20 protein-coding genes are annotated in these 14785 nt (G+C 35.8%); 13 read left to right on the plus strand and 7 right to left on the minus strand.

Annotated elements, in window-relative coordinates; translation table 11 throughout:
• Nucleotides 1-34 precede the first annotated feature (34 nt).
• The 3 genes from LQ50_RS11920 to LQ50_RS11930 all read right to left on the minus strand — a co-directional run bounded on the left by LQ50_RS11920 (nucleotide 35) and on the right by LQ50_RS11930 (nucleotide 1853).
• A complete protein-coding gene (locus LQ50_RS11920) occupies nucleotides 35-706 on the minus strand; it encodes a DUF5643 domain-containing protein (protein ID WP_034629457.1) in 672 nt (223 codons plus the stop codon).
• A 137-nt stretch (nucleotides 707-843) separates the two neighbouring features.
• Nucleotides 844-1335 carry a DUF4179 domain-containing protein gene (locus tag LQ50_RS11925; protein WP_034629460.1) on the minus strand — a complete coding sequence of 164 codons (492 nt, stop codon included), beginning with the start codon at nucleotides 1333-1335 and terminating at the stop codon, nucleotides 844-846.
• Complete coding sequence (locus LQ50_RS11930; RefSeq protein ID WP_034629462.1) at nucleotides 1311-1853, minus strand: sigma-70 family RNA polymerase sigma factor; 543 nt, start codon at nucleotides 1851-1853, stop codon at nucleotides 1311-1313. Before LQ50_RS11930 ends, LQ50_RS11925 begins: the two co-directional genes overlap by 25 nt.
• Nucleotides 1854-2250: 397 nt before the next feature.
• Between LQ50_RS11930 and LQ50_RS11935 the strand changes: the two genes are divergently transcribed.
• Complete coding sequence (locus LQ50_RS11935; RefSeq protein WP_052144721.1) at nucleotides 2251-3276, plus strand: anti sigma factor C-terminal domain-containing protein; 1026 nt, start codon at nucleotides 2251-2253, stop codon at nucleotides 3274-3276.
• Between the two features lie 263 nt (nucleotides 3277-3539).
• Here LQ50_RS11935 and LQ50_RS11940 read toward each other — a convergent pair whose 3' ends face one another.
• Nucleotides 3540-4397, minus strand: a complete 858-nt coding sequence (locus tag LQ50_RS11940) for a LysR family transcriptional regulator (protein WP_034629466.1) — start codon at nucleotides 4395-4397, stop codon at nucleotides 3540-3542.
• A 112-nt stretch (nucleotides 4398-4509) separates the two neighbouring features.
• Here LQ50_RS11940 and LQ50_RS11945 point away from each other — a divergent pair, with 112 nt between their 5' ends.
• From LQ50_RS11945 to LQ50_RS11980, 8 genes are all read left to right on the plus strand, one after another.
• Nucleotides 4510-4899, plus strand: coding sequence for a VOC family protein (locus LQ50_RS11945; protein ID WP_034629468.1), 390 nt, complete (start codon nucleotides 4510-4512; stop codon nucleotides 4897-4899).
• A 44-nt stretch (nucleotides 4900-4943) separates the two neighbouring features.
• The gene (locus tag LQ50_RS11950; RefSeq protein WP_034629471.1) at nucleotides 4944-5717 is read left to right on the plus strand and encodes a class I SAM-dependent methyltransferase; all 774 of its coding nucleotides are present in this window, start codon (nucleotides 4944-4946) and stop codon (nucleotides 5715-5717) included.
• A 182-nt stretch (nucleotides 5718-5899) separates the two neighbouring features.
• Nucleotides 5900-6178, plus strand: a complete 279-nt coding sequence (locus tag LQ50_RS11955; RefSeq protein ID WP_034629472.1) for a hypothetical protein — start codon at nucleotides 5900-5902, stop codon at nucleotides 6176-6178.
• Nucleotides 6179-6372: 194 nt separating this feature from the next.
• A complete protein-coding gene (locus LQ50_RS11960; RefSeq protein WP_034629474.1) occupies nucleotides 6373-7245 on the plus strand; it encodes a polysaccharide deacetylase family protein in 873 nt (290 codons plus the stop codon).
• Nucleotides 7246-7368: 123 nt separating this feature from the next.
• On the plus strand, nucleotides 7369-8097 hold the full coding sequence (locus LQ50_RS11965; protein ID WP_034629476.1) for a ZIP family metal transporter: 729 nt from the start codon (nucleotides 7369-7371) through the stop codon (nucleotides 8095-8097).
• A gap of 128 nt (nucleotides 8098-8225) precedes the next feature.
• Nucleotides 8226-8906 carry an HAD family hydrolase gene (locus tag LQ50_RS11970; protein WP_034629479.1) on the plus strand — a complete coding sequence of 227 codons (681 nt, stop codon included), beginning with the start codon at nucleotides 8226-8228 and terminating at the stop codon, nucleotides 8904-8906.
• 197 nt (nucleotides 8907-9103) lie between these two features.
• Complete coding sequence (locus tag LQ50_RS11975) at nucleotides 9104-9313, plus strand: hypothetical protein (protein WP_034629482.1); 210 nt, start codon at nucleotides 9104-9106, stop codon at nucleotides 9311-9313.
• A 171-nt stretch (nucleotides 9314-9484) separates the two neighbouring features.
• A complete protein-coding gene (locus LQ50_RS11980; RefSeq protein ID WP_034629483.1) occupies nucleotides 9485-10672 on the plus strand; it encodes a DUF4367 domain-containing protein in 1188 nt (395 codons plus the stop codon).
• An 86-nt stretch (nucleotides 10673-10758) separates the two neighbouring features.
• Here the strand turns inward: LQ50_RS11980 and LQ50_RS26275 are convergent, their stop codons facing one another.
• Entirely contained in the window at nucleotides 10759-10890 is a 132-nt protein-coding gene (locus tag LQ50_RS26275) for a hypothetical protein (RefSeq protein ID WP_272913721.1), read from the minus strand.
• Nucleotides 10891-11118: 228 nt separating this feature from the next.
• On the opposite strand from LQ50_RS26275, the gene LQ50_RS11985 reads away from it, so the two are divergent.
• The 4 genes from LQ50_RS11985 to LQ50_RS12000 all read left to right on the plus strand — a co-directional run bounded on the left by LQ50_RS11985 (nucleotide 11119) and on the right by LQ50_RS12000 (nucleotide 13002).
• Nucleotides 11119-11547: a DUF1801 domain-containing protein gene (locus tag LQ50_RS11985; protein WP_034629485.1), complete on the plus strand. Its 429-nt coding sequence runs from the start codon at nucleotides 11119-11121 to the stop codon at nucleotides 11545-11547.
• A gap of 22 nt (nucleotides 11548-11569) precedes the next feature.
• Nucleotides 11570-12211: a pentapeptide repeat-containing protein gene (locus LQ50_RS11990; protein WP_052144722.1), complete on the plus strand. Its 642-nt coding sequence runs from the start codon at nucleotides 11570-11572 to the stop codon at nucleotides 12209-12211.
• Between the two features lie 14 nt (nucleotides 12212-12225).
• On the plus strand, nucleotides 12226-12678 hold the full coding sequence (locus tag LQ50_RS11995; RefSeq protein ID WP_034629489.1) for a GNAT family N-acetyltransferase: 453 nt from the start codon (nucleotides 12226-12228) through the stop codon (nucleotides 12676-12678).
• Nucleotides 12679-12777: 99 nt separating this feature from the next.
• The gene (locus tag LQ50_RS12000; protein WP_034629492.1) at nucleotides 12778-13002 is read left to right on the plus strand and encodes a hypothetical protein; all 225 of its coding nucleotides are present in this window, start codon (nucleotides 12778-12780) and stop codon (nucleotides 13000-13002) included.
• A 59-nt stretch (nucleotides 13003-13061) separates the two neighbouring features.
• Here the strand turns inward: LQ50_RS12000 and LQ50_RS12005 are convergent, their stop codons facing one another.
• The gene (locus tag LQ50_RS12005) at nucleotides 13062-13421 is read right to left on the minus strand and encodes a YhjD family protein (protein ID WP_034629493.1); all 360 of its coding nucleotides are present in this window, start codon (nucleotides 13419-13421) and stop codon (nucleotides 13062-13064) included.
• 115 nt (nucleotides 13422-13536) lie between these two features.
• Nucleotides 13537-14785 (minus strand): L-lactate MFS transporter (locus tag LQ50_RS12010; protein WP_034629495.1); only part of this gene is annotated, 1249 nt, incomplete at its 5' end.

The following is a 14785-nucleotide window of genomic DNA, read 5'->3' on the forward strand; positions in this document are numbered from 1 at the left end:
GCTTAAAACTAAAGCTCTAGCCCCAATTATGATTTTATTCCAATTTAATTCTTACTTGCAAATCTTCATAATAGTTAAGAGAATTCATCTTAATGGTTGTTACATATATATCGTTCTGATTTGATGGTATTTTAAATGAACTTTGGTATTGGTTGATGGAACCCTCTATCCTAGAAGCAAATTCCACGCGCTCAAACATTGTTCCTTCTTCATCTTCAAGCCAAAATGTACTTGCTTGTTCATTGGCGTTTTGCCCCTTGGTTTCAACTCTGAAAGTAATCACACCGTTCTCCTCTTTAGCATCTAAAATACTTAACTGACCAATATCTCCTTGAGAGAGCATCGTCTCCGTTCCATCCCATTTTGCTCTCACCTTTTCAGGAGAATTCGTACTCCTCTCTAAAGCGTACGGTTTGATTGTTACGTATAATGGGATATCATCAAGAGGTTCAAAATAGTGTTTATAATGTCCGGTAATGATCCCATTAACAGCGCCACCACCACCACCGCCTCCACTAATTGGTTGCAGAACACGGCCTTTGTCATCCATTACTTGGTACTGAATAATCTGACTAGCATATTTTTCGTATTTGTCTTCAGGGATATCATGCTGCAGAGCTAGTTCAGTGGATGTAGGAAAGAAAGAGATCGTTTCATAATGCATTGTTAAGCCACTGGTTTCCTTTGCGAGATTAATTGAATACACATTGCTATTACCTGCCAATTGTATTGGGAGGTCAACAGACCATGAACCACCACCGAAAGGACGTATCCCAAGCGAAAAGGAATCTGGAACTTTATTTCGTAATTGAAGACTAATCGCACCAGCATAAAGTCCATTCTCTAATTTTTTTCCGTTTGTCCCATTCCATGACTTCCAATCATTTGACCATTGATCGTAAATTCGACGTCTAAATAGTTAAATTCTTCCAAATTACTGTCATGAGCAGGTTCTATTATATAGCCAAGATGGATTCTTGCCCCGTCATAGAAACTGTCTGTAAAGGTAATCAAGTGACCATCTACTTCAATTTGTTCTTCATGCGTTGTCGTCAGTCCTTTCTCCGTTCCTTTTCTCACACTTAAATCACCTACAAACTCAAAAGCAGAACCGATGATAGGGATTTTTTTTATGGTTTCAGCAAAGGCGGGAGAAAGAGCAGATAAGCCAAAGGTGATAGATAGAACAGCGATGACTGCAGCGATACTATAATAAATCGCTACTCTGCGTTTTTTCCTTGGGAGTCGCTGTAGAGTTTCTCCAATCCGCTGATCAATATTACTTGGTAGGGAGTTGTTAACGTCATCTATTAATTTTTGTTCCCATTTGTCCATTCCGGAACCTCCTTGTCATGTTTTTCTAACACGTTACGCATATTCTCCCTAGCTCGGCGTAGTTTGGTTTTGATCGTATTTTCAGGTTCACCATAAATAAGCGCTAAGTCAACAACGGAAATATCCTCAATATGGAAGAGCTTTAAGAGCTGCCTTTGTTCTTCTGGTAAGGGAGCGAGCATTTGTTCGATCTCGATTTTTTCATAACCCTTATCGTTTGAATATGGTTCTACTAAGTCTTCAAACGGGATCAAATTCTTTCTCTGTCTAATTAATTGACGACATTCATTAATTAAGATTCGTATTAACCAAGTTTTAAAATAAGTAGGTTCACGTAATGTATGAATGCTTTGAAATGCTTTTAGTATGGCCTCTTGAATGGCATCGGCACAATCTTCGTCACGAGAGAGCATTGACTTGGCCACTCGATACATGGTTACTTTATACATAATGATCAGCTTTTCAAAGGAGATGGTATTTCCTTTTTGTGCTTTTTTGACTTCATTGATCTGTTTCAATATACGTCTCCTTCCATAATGATCTATTCATTAGATACATAAGCCTCAAACTAGGTTTCAATTTATTTGAAATAAAGTAAAATAATTTATCCATTCAATATACTATATATTGAAATTACTTAGAAAAGAGTCTTTTGAAAAAATTATTCTAACATGACCTTTAAAAATACAGTTTCATTTTAAGTGGAAATGAGCTGGTAGTTAAACAGAAAAATAATCTAGCCTTAGGTAAGTATTTAATTTTTCTTCTAGATTTATAGAGTGTATTTTCGTTATAGTTGGAAGATAGATTTATATGAGAAGGCTTCAGATCCGCTAAAGAATCCAAAATTAGTAATAGGGATTCCTAAACAGATTTCAGAACAACTAGAAAAAAACGATTAAAGGGATGATAGTAATGGAATGGAACGAGCAGAAAGCCCAGCAAATTGTTAAAAAATACAATAATAGAATTAAACTTCAATTCCCTTTTAAAGTAATTCGAGTGATGGTAAGTTTAGTAATCTTGTATTGGATCTATTTATTTATTCTTACAGTTTCTTATGATTTTAGTAAAATTGGTCCTCAAACTGAATTTTATCAAAAGTTAGCTATTGATTGGACTTATCCAGAATTAACAAGTGATATTGCTATAAGTTCTCACCGCGAGATTACCCCGTTGGGTACGCAAAAAATCGAGTTTCCTATAGAAAGAAGGATTGGGAAAAATCATTATGTTGTATCTCAATTACATTTAACAAAGCCTATAATGAATTCTAGAACGTATATGGAGATTGAGAGAAGGTATCCTTATAAGGCTGGACATAATGGATTTAACTTTTACCTTCCTTTTCACCCTAAGAATGAACGGCCATTAGATGGAAATCAAGCTCCTGGTGTATTTGGAACGTTAGAGAAGGTACATGAAGGAAAAGTGGCTGACTTTGCTTTTTCTACAGATGATTATCGCTCACCTGAGGAAATGCTTGATTTGCTTGCTGAATATGATCTTGATGTAATTTGGATGCCGTTATATATGGGGGAAATGCAGAAATTCTCAGAGTGGGGTTGGTCTAGTGGGGGAAATTCAATAGCATTAGCCCAGCAATGGGGGTTATCTGGAGCTAGAATAACAGAAGATGATTTCATGAGCGGTTCACTTGTTCACGTATTAGATCAGCAAAGTGTAGAAGAAAGTAAGCTTGCTATGCTTGATAACATGAAACAGATGTTGGAAGAAAATAAGCGTTTAGCGGAACAATTGTTAGTGACGAATCACCTTCAAGAAAGATATGATTATCTTTATCACGAAGGCTTCCAAGTTTATGGGGCAGTAGTAACTGGCCCAGTAAGAGAGCTATTAAGGTTACAAGAAGTAAATGGATTTCGTAGCTTTCAGTTAGGTGAAATGACTGATTGGAATTGGCATGATGAACAATATTAATTTATTCTACTGGAAATCATTCCGTTAAAAGGATCTTGAGAACTCTATAAGAACTTTTTTCATGGTTGCTAGCCTTCAAACTAAGGGGAAAAGTCAAATTATACGAATATATTTCAAATGATTTTTGGAGGGCTATAAGTAAAAGGCCCTCCAAAGATGTACGATAGGTTTACTTTCGTTATGATGAATCATTGTTACTTATTCATTCGTGTTTTTAGAAACATATGTTATCGTTTGGGCCACCAAACGTTTGGTGTTGTAAATTACAACGTATACCTATTTTTTAATACATTGAGAAAGGCTTTTACTTGTGGCAACTCACTTGCCAGATCGGTATAACAAAGCCATGTTGGTCTAAAAAGGTGTTGATCATCAATGACAAGTGGATGAATAGTATACAGTTTGAGATCTAAATCTTTTAAAGCTATTTCAGGCAATACAGCCATGCCAATCCCATGAGACATAAGTTGTTTACATGTTTCAATTTGATCGACTTTTATTATATTGGCAGGTTTGTATTCTGGGTTTTGATAAAACCACTCATCAACCATAGAATGAAAAGTAGGCTCACTTTGAAATTCGATTAACAGCTGTTCAGTTGGCGCATTGGTTACCGTCTTTTTGTTAATTAAAAATAACTGATCTTCAAAAAGTTCTTCACATTTTCCCACGTTCCCCTTTTCTCCACGAGTAATTGAGACATGAAAGTTGGATATAGATTGACGGATATCTGGACTTAACCCTGTATATAATTCAATTTTAACTTTAGGATATAGATGAATATATTCTTCAAGGATCGCGGGCAATATGTACTGACCAATGACAGAAGAAACTCCTAGGGAAAGTCTTCCACTGACATCGTTGTTCATTTTTGAAATAGCATCTAAAAGATTTTCTTCCCCTTCCATAACTCTCTCTGCAAATGAAATAATCTTTTCTCCAACAGGCGTAACTAGGATGTGTTTATGTGTCCGCAGGAAAATTTTCTCTCCCCATCGAGCTTCAATTTGTTTTAGTCGTTGACTGATGGCGGGCTGCGAGATTAATAATTCTTTTGCCGCACCTCTAATCGTGCCAGTATTTTTAATCGTTACGAGTAAATTATAGTCATCTACTTTCACAGCAACCTCCAAAGTATAATAATTTCTTATTGAATTTGATAATAAATTAATATTATCCTTATTATCCATTTTTTTCTATACTTAAAATAGAAAAAAGAATGGAGTGATGATGATGTCATTTAGTTTTGAAGCAATCGATCATGTACAGCTTGCCGCACCTAAAGGTTCAGAAGAGAAAGCGAGACAATTTTTCAATGAAATATTAGGATTTACCGAATTGGAAAAACCTGATGTATTAAAAAAACGTGGAGGAGTTTGGTTTGCTCTTGGTCCCATCATCGTTCATATTGGGATTGAAGAACCCTTTGTTCCAGCAAAGAAAGCACATCCTGCTTTTGAGGTTGAACATATTGAAGAATTAAAAAAACATCTAAAGAAAAATAACATTCAGTATAAGGAAGATGATCAATTACCAGGAGCCAATAGAATGTATGTAAATGATCCATTTGGAAATCGACTCGAATTTTTAGAGTGGAATAAAGATTACGTTCCTAACCATTAATCAAGTAAGTATCATAAATTTAGAGATTAAAGGAGTGTTAGGATATGGCAATTGACTTTCACAGTGAATATAATCGAAACTCCTATTCAGCTCGAACTGCCGATCAGTCTTGGAGTGAACTGATAAGTAATCTAGTGCCCATTGAATTAGTATCTAACGCATTAGATGTTGGTTGCGGTGGCGGAATTTATTCCAAAGCTCTGTCTGATATGGGAATTAAATCGGTTACGAGTGTAGACTATTCAGAAACGATACTCGAAGGGGCAATAGAAAACTGCAAGCACTATCAAAACATCACGTTTCAAAATAGAAATGCTTTAAATACAGGATTACCGAATAATTGTTTTGATTTAGTGCTTGAAAGAGCACTGATCCATCATTTAACCGATTTAAATCGATGTGTTTCCGAAGCATATAGGGTGTTAAGTGAAGGTGGTTTTTACATCGTTCAAGATCGAACGCCTGACGATTGCTTCCTAGAAGGAAGTGACTATCATATCAGGGGCTATCTTTTTGAACTTTATCCAAAACTTCGTGAATTAGAGAGTAAGCGTAGGTACAAAAGTAATACCGTAATCAAATCGTTAAAAGATGCTGGTTTTAAACAAATAGAAGAGATAAAGTTATGGGAAACTAGAAAGACTTATCCTACCAAAAATCAATTACTCCTTGATTTACGAGAAAGAACAGGAAGGAGTATATTACATGAATTAAACGATAAGGAATTAATGGTTTTTCTCGATTGGGTCAACACTATAACAAAAGAGAGAAACATCGTTGAAAAAGACAGGTGGACTATATGGAGAGCGATAAAATAAAAAGGTTTTTCAGGTTTATTAGGATAATTACACATAGGTAAATTGAAGAACAGTACAGCTAGAAATTTATGAAAATAGTCAGTGAAATCATAATCCATAATTAAAAAATAATGTATTATAATGGTAGAAAGGACCGAGAACCCAAAAGCGTTATCTTTGATTATCATTAAGGTGGTGGGACGTTGTTTAAAAGACTATTCTCATTATTATCGATCATTTTTTTTATATTAAGCGTAGTGCCATTAATGGCGGGCTTGGCTCAGTGGGGTAATAGGATATTAGCCTATATCTTGAATATAAGTATTTATTTGCCTTTCGTTTTAGGATTGGTAGGATTGATATTTGGTTTGTTCGGACTTAAAGGCAAGATAAGAAAATCTCTTATTATATTAAATATAATAGCCTTATCTGCCTCACTTTTTTTAATATTTGTTGCCATGTATGGTTTTCAGCAGCCTTAATAGTGTAGTCGGTGAACTCGTAAAGCTGGTTGTTTTTGAAAAATTTTAAAAAAAGCTTTTCATTAGTTGTTAAAACGGATGAGAAGCTTTTTTTGCATTTACGCTCAGAAAAATATTTTTTCAGCATTGTTTGAATAATACTTCCTTTTTTATCAAAAATAACGATGTATTACTATTTTATAGGAGATGAATAGATGAAAAAGAAAATGTTAAAGTTGATGTTAGCTGTTGTGCTTGTGTCTTGTTTTCAAATTTCGGATGTGATAACTGTTAATGCTCATGAAACAAAATCAGGTGAATCTTGGCAACAGTTCTGGTGGAAAAAAGACAAACCCGATGAACCTAAAGAAGATTTTCCTGATCTTAGAGGAGGACCTGAAAATCCAGAGAGAGTGCGTCAAGTCCCTGTTGATATGACAATTTTACAGCAACAATTTCCAGATACGTTTTTCTTACAGGGACCAACTGATCAAAATAGAATTGCTCTAACGTTTGATGATGGCCCTGACCCACGATATACAGAAGATGTATTAAATGTACTAAATCAATACAATGTACCAGCTACATTTTTTTTAATGGGATCAAGAGCTGTTGCTTATCCGGAAATTGTTGAACGAATGAATAATGAAGGGCACATCATTGGAAATCACACATACTTTCATCCAAACCTTGTTAAAGAAGCTGATATCCCCACACTCGAAAGGGAAGTAAGTAGAACCGAGGACGTTCTGAATGACATCATTGGTTATCGCACAAGCCTGTTTCGCCCGCCATATGGCTTTTTGTATGAAGAACTGGTTGACCAGCTTGCTCAAATGCAATATTTGATTATGGGCTGGTCGGTGGATTCATTAGATTGGCAGGAAGACCCCCCAGAAGTTATCGCTTCGAATGTGTTGGATAACGTACAGCCAGGTGCGATCATTTTAATGCATGACGGCGCGGATTGGGATGGAGATCGAACAAATACCATTGAATCGCTTCATCAAATTATTCCGACATTGCAAGAAGAAGGCTATGAGTTTGTTACAGTTCCAGAATTGTTGAATGTCCCATTTGCGAAATAACCTGATGAAAAAACCGACTATGCACACAGTCGGTTTTTCTCGTGAATTAAAAAGTAAGAAAATAAATGGTGAAATTGGTTACATTAATCCTATACCAACAAAGAAGGGAATAGGAGAGTAACTATGTTTTCGGCCGCAATGTGGGGATTAGTAGCAGGGTCTTCCTTAGTAATTGGTGCCCTCCTGGGGATCTATAAAGATATACCTAATAAAGTTTCAGCCTTTATTATGGCTTTTGGAACGGGTGTACTCATTGGAGCAGCGACTTTTGAGTTATTATCCGATGCAGTTAGGGATGGCGGAATCCTCTATCCTTCTATCGGCTTTCTAATTGGAGCAACATTATTTATTGTTGCTGAGCTCATTATTAGCAAAAAAGGGGGACAAGATAGAAAGCGTTCAAAGGAAAATCCATCAAGTCATTCAGGGCTGGCCATTTTTATTGGCACGATTATGGATGCCATTCCTGAGTCTGTCATTATTGGTGTAAGTTTACTTAAGAGTCAGTCTGTAAGTTGGGTCATTGTTATTGCTATTTTTATTAGTAATTTTCCAGAGGGGTTATCAAGTAGCATTGGTTTTAAGAAAGACGGGTATAAAAAAGGAAAAATTTTATTTCTTTGGTTTGTGGTCATGATCTTATCTTCTGTTAGTGCTTTATTAGGATATGCGATAATAGACCCCGCTTCCACATTAGTTATTACCACAATCGGTGCTTTTGCAGCAGGTGGAATATTCGCGATGGTCTCATCGACGATGCTACCGGAAGCTTTTGAAGAGGGTGGTCCAATTGTAGGATATGTGTCAGCTTTAGGACTATTAACTGCTTTGATTCTTACATATTTTGACTAAGTATCTATTAGAGAGAACAGCTAATGTTTAACATTAGCTGTTCTCTCTTTAATCGACGTTATTCTACAATTTCTATTATGCATACATATTAAAATAAGAATATGATGTATGAGAGGAGGAAGAAAGCTATGATTTTTTTTGATATTGATCAAACACTACTTGATCACGAAACAGCTGAACGAAATGGGGCACTTGCCTTTTACAAGCAGCATAATAAAGAACTGAATGTAACAGAAGAAGAGTTTTTACTAAAATGGAAGCAGTTGTCAAAAGTGTATTATCAAAAATTTTTAGATAATGAACTTTCTTTTTCTGAACAGCGAAGAATGCGAATCAAAGCGGCATTTGACTTTGTGGAAATAACTGATCAGCAGGCCGATCAATTGTTTTCTGAATACGTAGCTATGTATAAGAATCATTGGCTAGCTTTTGAAGATGTCGTTCCATGTCTAGAGTCGTTAAAACAAGCTGGTCATACATTAGCAATCATAAGCAATGGGGATTATAGTCAGCAAAAGGAAAAGCTGAATGATATAGGGATCGACTACTATTTTAATCACCTATTTACTTCTAACGAAATCGGTGCAGCGAAGCCAAATGTTAAAATATTTAAAGAAGCATGCCGGCGTGCAAATGTAAAGATTGGCGACTGCATTTATGTAGGAGATCATTTTGATTTGGATTATATGGCAAGTGAAAAAGCAGGAATGAAGGGGGTTTGGATTAATCGTAAAAATGACGCGACTACTAAAATGGTCAATGAAATTGATCATTTGGACCAGTTATTAGAGAAAGTGAGCATGACATAGTTAATAATAGACTAATATTACTTACAAGGAGGTGGTCTCAATTTTAAAAGATGCGGGGACGATAACGATCATTAGTATGTTCTTCGTTAGTTTCTTAGGGATATTAAGCTTAACTTTCTTACTAATTCAACGGAAAAGAAATGGTTCGTAGCATTATCTCTAAAACTATATAACATCCTAGTTAAGGAGAGGATATGATGACAGTTATATTTGTAACCGGATTATTAGGTGTAGGTACTTCAAGTGCCTCAGAACAATTAGAGAAACAAGGGTATAATGTCGTTGATACAGATTACGGCTACATAAAGGAAGTAACAAATAGAGAAATGGTAGAAAGAATTTGGGATGCAGAGAAAATAGCTCAATTGTTAGAGCGTATCGGATATTATTATCGACACGACCTATAAAGGAATTGATAGTTTGTAAGCAGCTTATTGAATTGTTATAAACTAGTTTATAATCATTCGATCAAGGAAAGTAACTTGCATGCAATTCAAGAAAAAAATGGTAATCTATGTTATGATAAGTAGGTTGTTATTTTTGTGAACAACGCATTAGTAGAGAGGAGGAATCATGTTTTGAAAAAATTAGCTATTATACTTGTACTTTCTTTATTTGCAATGACAGCATGTGGAACAGAGACGTTGAGTCAGGCCGATGTTCTTGGAAAATCAATTGAAGCTGTTGAAAACTTAGAGAGTTACTCAGTAGAAATGGATATGGTTATTAACATGATGGAAATGGAAACAAGCATGACATTAACAGGAGATGTAACACATAATCCTGATGCCATGTATTTAGAAATGAATATGGGCATTCCAGGAATGTCGATGGACATTGAGGCATATGCCCTTGAGGAAACTGTGTACATGAGTGTGTTCGGCGAATGGTTAAAAGTTGATGCAAGTGAAATGGGCTTAGAAGATTTTGATCAACTGAATCAAGAAGAAATGCAAAAATTATTAGAGTTTAGCGAAGAATTTACAATGGAAGAAAAAGAAGATGTCTATATCCTCACTCTTTCTGGTGAAGGAGATGAATACAGCATTTTGATTGAAGATTACTTGAAGTCGGGGATGGGCGATTTCAACGAAGATCCTCAGATGGAAGAAATGATGGAAGCGATTCAGGTTAATAATTTCAATATGGAGATTCATATTGATAAAAAGACATTCATGCAAACAGCCCAAGTTTTTAATGCGGATCTTCTTATTGAAGAAGCGGGCGTTGGTATTGCTATGCCAGTAAATATGAGTGGTAATGTAAAGATGACGAATGTCAATGGTGTGGCTCCAATCGAAATTCCTGAAGAAGTGAAAGAAAGTGCAGTTGAAGAAGACGCGGCCTTTTTAGATTTTGATGCAGAGGGATTCGAGTTATTTGGTGAATATCAAGAAATGAGTGTTGAAGAAATTCAAGAGATTGTAGACTATGATATTCCTGAAATACACGGATTACCTGAAGGGTACGAGCTGACCGAAAGCATTTACGATGAAGCAATGGAGATGGTCATGCTAAGTTATGAGAAGGATGTAGATAATGGCCTTATGTTGTCAATAGTACCTATAGATAACGATCCATTTTTCGATCAGGCCTTTATCGAAGGAGAAGAAGTGACCGTAAATGGAAAGGAAGCAACCTTACTTGATATGGGTTTCTTCATCAGTCTAAGTTGGGAGCAGGATGGTTTGTTGTTTGAACTAGCTGGTAGTGGTGATGGTTTTACAAGTGAAACTATTCTTGAGATCGCCGAGAACTTGGAATAACGGTAGAAAGTTGAGTCTGAACATGTTTTTAGACTCAACTTTTTTTGGTGCTTAAAAGGTTAGTGAGAGAAAAACGATCCATTTATTTAATAAATGAGTTGAAGAAGGTCGTATCCAAATACAATTAATAGAAAGTACAAACCTAATATGACACTTAATCCAGCAAAGGCAGCAATAAAATGATCCGAGCCAGACCCTATTTTCTTTTGTACTAACACCCATATTCCTAACCCGAGCAGTAGGGGGAGAATACATATAAAAACATAGAGATAAAGTATACTGACCAACCTTTCAATGTTTGCTCTTATTATTAGAGTGTCTTAATGTGTAACTTTTATCCAATATTTTGGATCGTTTAGCAAGAGCTTTTCAAATGAATGATTTTAATATGGTAAAATACGGATGTCAGGAAATAAAAACCAAAAATAAAAGGTTGGTGTTGTTGAATGTATGAATTTAAGACAAAAGAGACTGACAATAGTGTTATTGAGTTTATTGAAAAAGTAGAAAGTGTCAAAAAAAGACAAGATGCGTATCAATTACTCGATCTATTTACTGAAGCAACAGGATATGAAGCAAAAATGTGGGGGCCAAGTATTATTGGATTTGGCTCATATCATTATAAATACGATTCTGGTCATGAAGGCGATGCACCATTAGTTGGTTTTTCTCCACGCAAAGCAAAAATAAGCTTGTATTTCGCAACTGGGGACGAAAAGCGTGAGGCGCTTCTTGCTCATTTTGGCAAGCACACAACAGGAAAAGCTTGTGTTTATATCAATAAAGTAGCGGATGTAAATCCAGCTGTTTTGGTTGAATTAATTAAGCAATCTGTACAATTTTTGAAAGAGAAATACCCTGAAGGCAATGAATAAGAAATAAGGGGAACGAATAGAAATGCTCAAATTACAAGCGCCGAAAATACCAAGCAATTTACAAGAGGTATCTCTAATTGAAGAGGAAGAACTAGAATATGAGCAATACTTTGCTTTAAGATTTATACGTGATTGTTCAATTACCACAAATAGGTTAGATAAAGTCTACTTTGAAAAAACGATTTTTCGGAATGTATCTTTCGAGAACATTACATTAAAGAATGTGGAATTAACAGATGTGAAATTTGAAAAATGTGATCTAGCAAATGTTGATTTTAGTGATGCTATATTACATAGAGTTGAATTAAAAGATTGTAAGCTTATTGGGGGCAATTTTTCAGGTGCAGGCTTTCGAAATGTGTTCCTTGATAACTGTATGGCTAATTATGCTTCATTCGGCTACTCAGATAGCAAGCAAGTTAAGTTTAAACAGTGCTCGCTTGTGAATGCAGATTTTTATGAATCCAAATTTACAAACATTGAAATTGACGGATGTAACATTGATCAAGCCAATTTTACAGGCACGTCATTAAATGGATTAGATTTAAGCAGTTGTTCTTTTGAGAGTCTAATCGTCTCATTTGAAAATTTAGAAGGCTGTAAAGTTTCTGCAGACCAAGCAATAGGATTTGCGAGAGCATTAGGATTACTTATTAAGGAATAAGAGGTGGTGACATCATGAACATACGAGCGTTAAAGCAGGAGGAACCCATTCCAATTGAGTTGCTTTTATTAGCTGACCCTTCAGAAACACTAGTTAGGGAATACGTACAAAGAGGACAATGCTACATAGCTGAGAAAGATCGGTACATCATTGGTGTTTTTGTTTTACTTCCAACAAGACCTGGTACGGTTGAATTAGTAAATATTGCCGTTAATGAAAGTGAACATGGGAAAGGGCTAGGAAAGAAGTTAGTATTGTATGCAACTAAAATGGCAAGAGATGAAGGTTATAAAACCATTGAAGTAGGTACTGGGAATTCAAGCATAGGCCAGCTAGCTTTATACCAGAAATGTGGGTTTCGAATTACAAGTGTTGATAGAGATTTTTTCACAAGGCATTATACCGAAAACATTCATGAAAATGGGATTAGGTGCAGAGATATGATTCGACTCAGTCAAGATTTATAAGTATTATTTGTACAATTGTTATCTTGAACAATCGTGTATAAACGATTAAGAAAAGCAAAATCTATACACATGATTGAAGTGAAAGGAGATAACAATTGGATGACATATGAGATTAAAAACATGATCGTTGATAATGGATTTAATGGAGAAGAGTCGGTGACAGCAGCTTTTTCTCAAAATAATAAAGATTATAGCATTACGTTCAATAAATCCGACTTTGAAGTTATTAACACGTGGGTTTTTGAGAATGAAACTTCCTTGCCGGCTAATTTATCAGACAACCTTATCGAATCGCTAAGAGAAGATGTCAAAAAGAGAATTTGATTTAAGTGAAATAGGAGTGTAGCTAGGCGGCTTATCAATAAGTACCTAGCTACAGACTGTCACGCATTTTTCTTCATTCCAATAAAATATTGCCGTACGTATTCCTCCACTGTCTGTTTCATTAAGTGAGAAAAGAATCGAAGTTCCCGACGATATCCTCTACAAACGAATAAATAAACAGATATCTCTTCAACTTTACCTTGACTATAAACATTTATGCCCTTTTTAAACATTTCTTTTTTGACCTGTCCTAAATCCCTTCCAATTTGTATGATTATTTGCTCGACGAATTCTATATAAGGTTCATTGAATTTTAGTTCTGCTTTTCTTAAAGAATCTAAGTCTCGTTCGAGTACTTTCCTTACTAATGGCAGATAAATATACTGATTAGCTAATTTTTCATCATCCTTATCGAACATACATTGCCACCACCATTTTTATTATATAATACACGAATATACGTTCGTGTTGCAACTTTTATATAAAAAATGAATGAAACGTGCGGATGAGTAGACCTTTTTATTGATTCAATAGTTAAACGGCTTTTAATAACTTATTTTTATGATGCTTTTTAATTCTCTTAATATCGAGCTGTATCATAAATGAAACGAGTAAAGCTATGAATAACATGATCGTAATAAGAAAGAAAGCGGGAGTATAGCTGCCAGTTGTTTCATAAATATAGGCAACAGTAATTGGCCCGACCACACCAGCCAAAGACCAAGCGGTTAGAATATAGCCATGGATCGCTCCTAGTTCCTTTGTACCGAAAATGTCGCCTATAAATGCTGGCAGAGCAGCAAACCCTCCACCATACGTAGTCATAATAAGAAAAATCAAAATTTGAAACAGAATCACATTTGAAACGATTGGGAGCGTTAAAAAGGCAATGATTTGGATAATGAAAAAGATCGAAAATACAGTTGATCTTCCTATATAATCGGATATAGTTGACCAGCCAATTCTTCCGCCCCCATTAAAGATTCCCATGAGACCAACCATCGAGGCTGCTGACGCGACACTTAGCCCGATCATCTCTTGAGATAAAGGCGAGGCAACAGATATAATCATAATCCCTGAACTTATATTGATAAAAATCATCGTCCATAGCATCCAGAAACGTTTTGTTTTTATAGCTTCGTTTGCCGTTAGTTGTGCTAAATCTTCTGATACATTATTTTGTCCTTTTTCCTTGCTATTCTGTATGCCTTTAGGTATCCACCCTTGAGGAGGGCGAACAATATAGGATGCACCAGCTAACATTAAAAGAAGGTAGGTTGCACCTAAAATGTAAAATGTATTTGTTACACCAACACTTTCAATGAGTCTTGCTGCAACAGGACTTGTAACTAGGGCACCAGCCCCAAAGCCAAATACAGCTATACCTGTAGCCAACCCTCTTCGATCAGGGAACCACTTCACTAACGTTGATACTGGAGAGATATATCCTAGTCCTAGTCCAATCCCTCCAATGACTCCATACATAATAAGAAATAAAGGCAAGGATTGAATCCAAACAGCAAAACCAGCACCAATTTGTCCGAAACTAAATAAAATAGCAGCGATGGTTGCTGATGTCCGGGGGCCCTTTTTTTCAACAAAGCGCCCCAGTGTAGCAGCAGATATCCCAAGAAATGCGATTGCTAAAGTAAAGGCAAGTGTAACTTGAGTACTTTTCCAGCCTACAGTTTGTGCTATTGGATTAGAATACACACTATAGGCGTAGGCTGATCCTATTGATAAATGAATGGCGACAGCTGATAAAGCTATCAGCCATCTATTT

The sequence above is a fragment of the Halalkalibacter okhensis genome, from assembly GCF_000787375.1.
Taxonomy (GTDB): Bacteria; Bacillota; Bacilli; order Bacillales; family Bacillaceae_D; genus Halalkalibacter; species Halalkalibacter okhensis.

Coding starts and splice junctions, on each gene's coding strand:
- LQ50_RS11925 (WP_034629460.1), bottom strand. CDS start 1,335: ATGGACAAATGGGAACAAAAATTAATAGATGACGTTAACAACTCCCTA.
- LQ50_RS11935 (WP_052144721.1), top strand. CDS start 2,251: ATGGAATGGAACGAGCAGAAAGCCCAGCAAATTGTTAAAAAATACAAT.
- LQ50_RS11945 (WP_034629468.1), top strand. CDS start 4,510: ATGTCATTTAGTTTTGAAGCAATCGATCATGTACAGCTTGCCGCACCT.
- LQ50_RS11950 (WP_034629471.1), top strand. CDS start 4,944: ATGGCAATTGACTTTCACAGTGAATATAATCGAAACTCCTATTCAGCT.
- LQ50_RS11960 (WP_034629474.1), top strand. CDS start 6,373: ATGAAAAAGAAAATGTTAAAGTTGATGTTAGCTGTTGTGCTTGTGTCT.
- LQ50_RS11965 (WP_034629476.1), top strand. CDS start 7,369: ATGTTTTCGGCCGCAATGTGGGGATTAGTAGCAGGGTCTTCCTTAGTA.
- LQ50_RS11970 (WP_034629479.1), top strand. CDS start 8,226: ATGATTTTTTTTGATATTGATCAAACACTACTTGATCACGAAACAGCT.
- LQ50_RS11975 (WP_034629482.1), top strand. CDS start 9,104: ATGACAGTTATATTTGTAACCGGATTATTAGGTGTAGGTACTTCAAGT.
- LQ50_RS11985 (WP_034629485.1), top strand. CDS start 11,119: ATGTATGAATTTAAGACAAAAGAGACTGACAATAGTGTTATTGAGTTT.
- LQ50_RS11990 (WP_052144722.1), top strand. CDS start 11,570: ATGCTCAAATTACAAGCGCCGAAAATACCAAGCAATTTACAAGAGGTA.
- LQ50_RS11995 (WP_034629489.1), top strand. CDS start 12,226: ATGAACATACGAGCGTTAAAGCAGGAGGAACCCATTCCAATTGAGTTG.
- LQ50_RS12000 (WP_034629492.1), top strand. CDS start 12,778: ATGACATATGAGATTAAAAACATGATCGTTGATAATGGATTTAATGGA.
- LQ50_RS12005 (WP_034629493.1), bottom strand. CDS start 13,421: ATGTTCGATAAGGATGATGAAAAATTAGCTAATCAGTATATTTATCTG.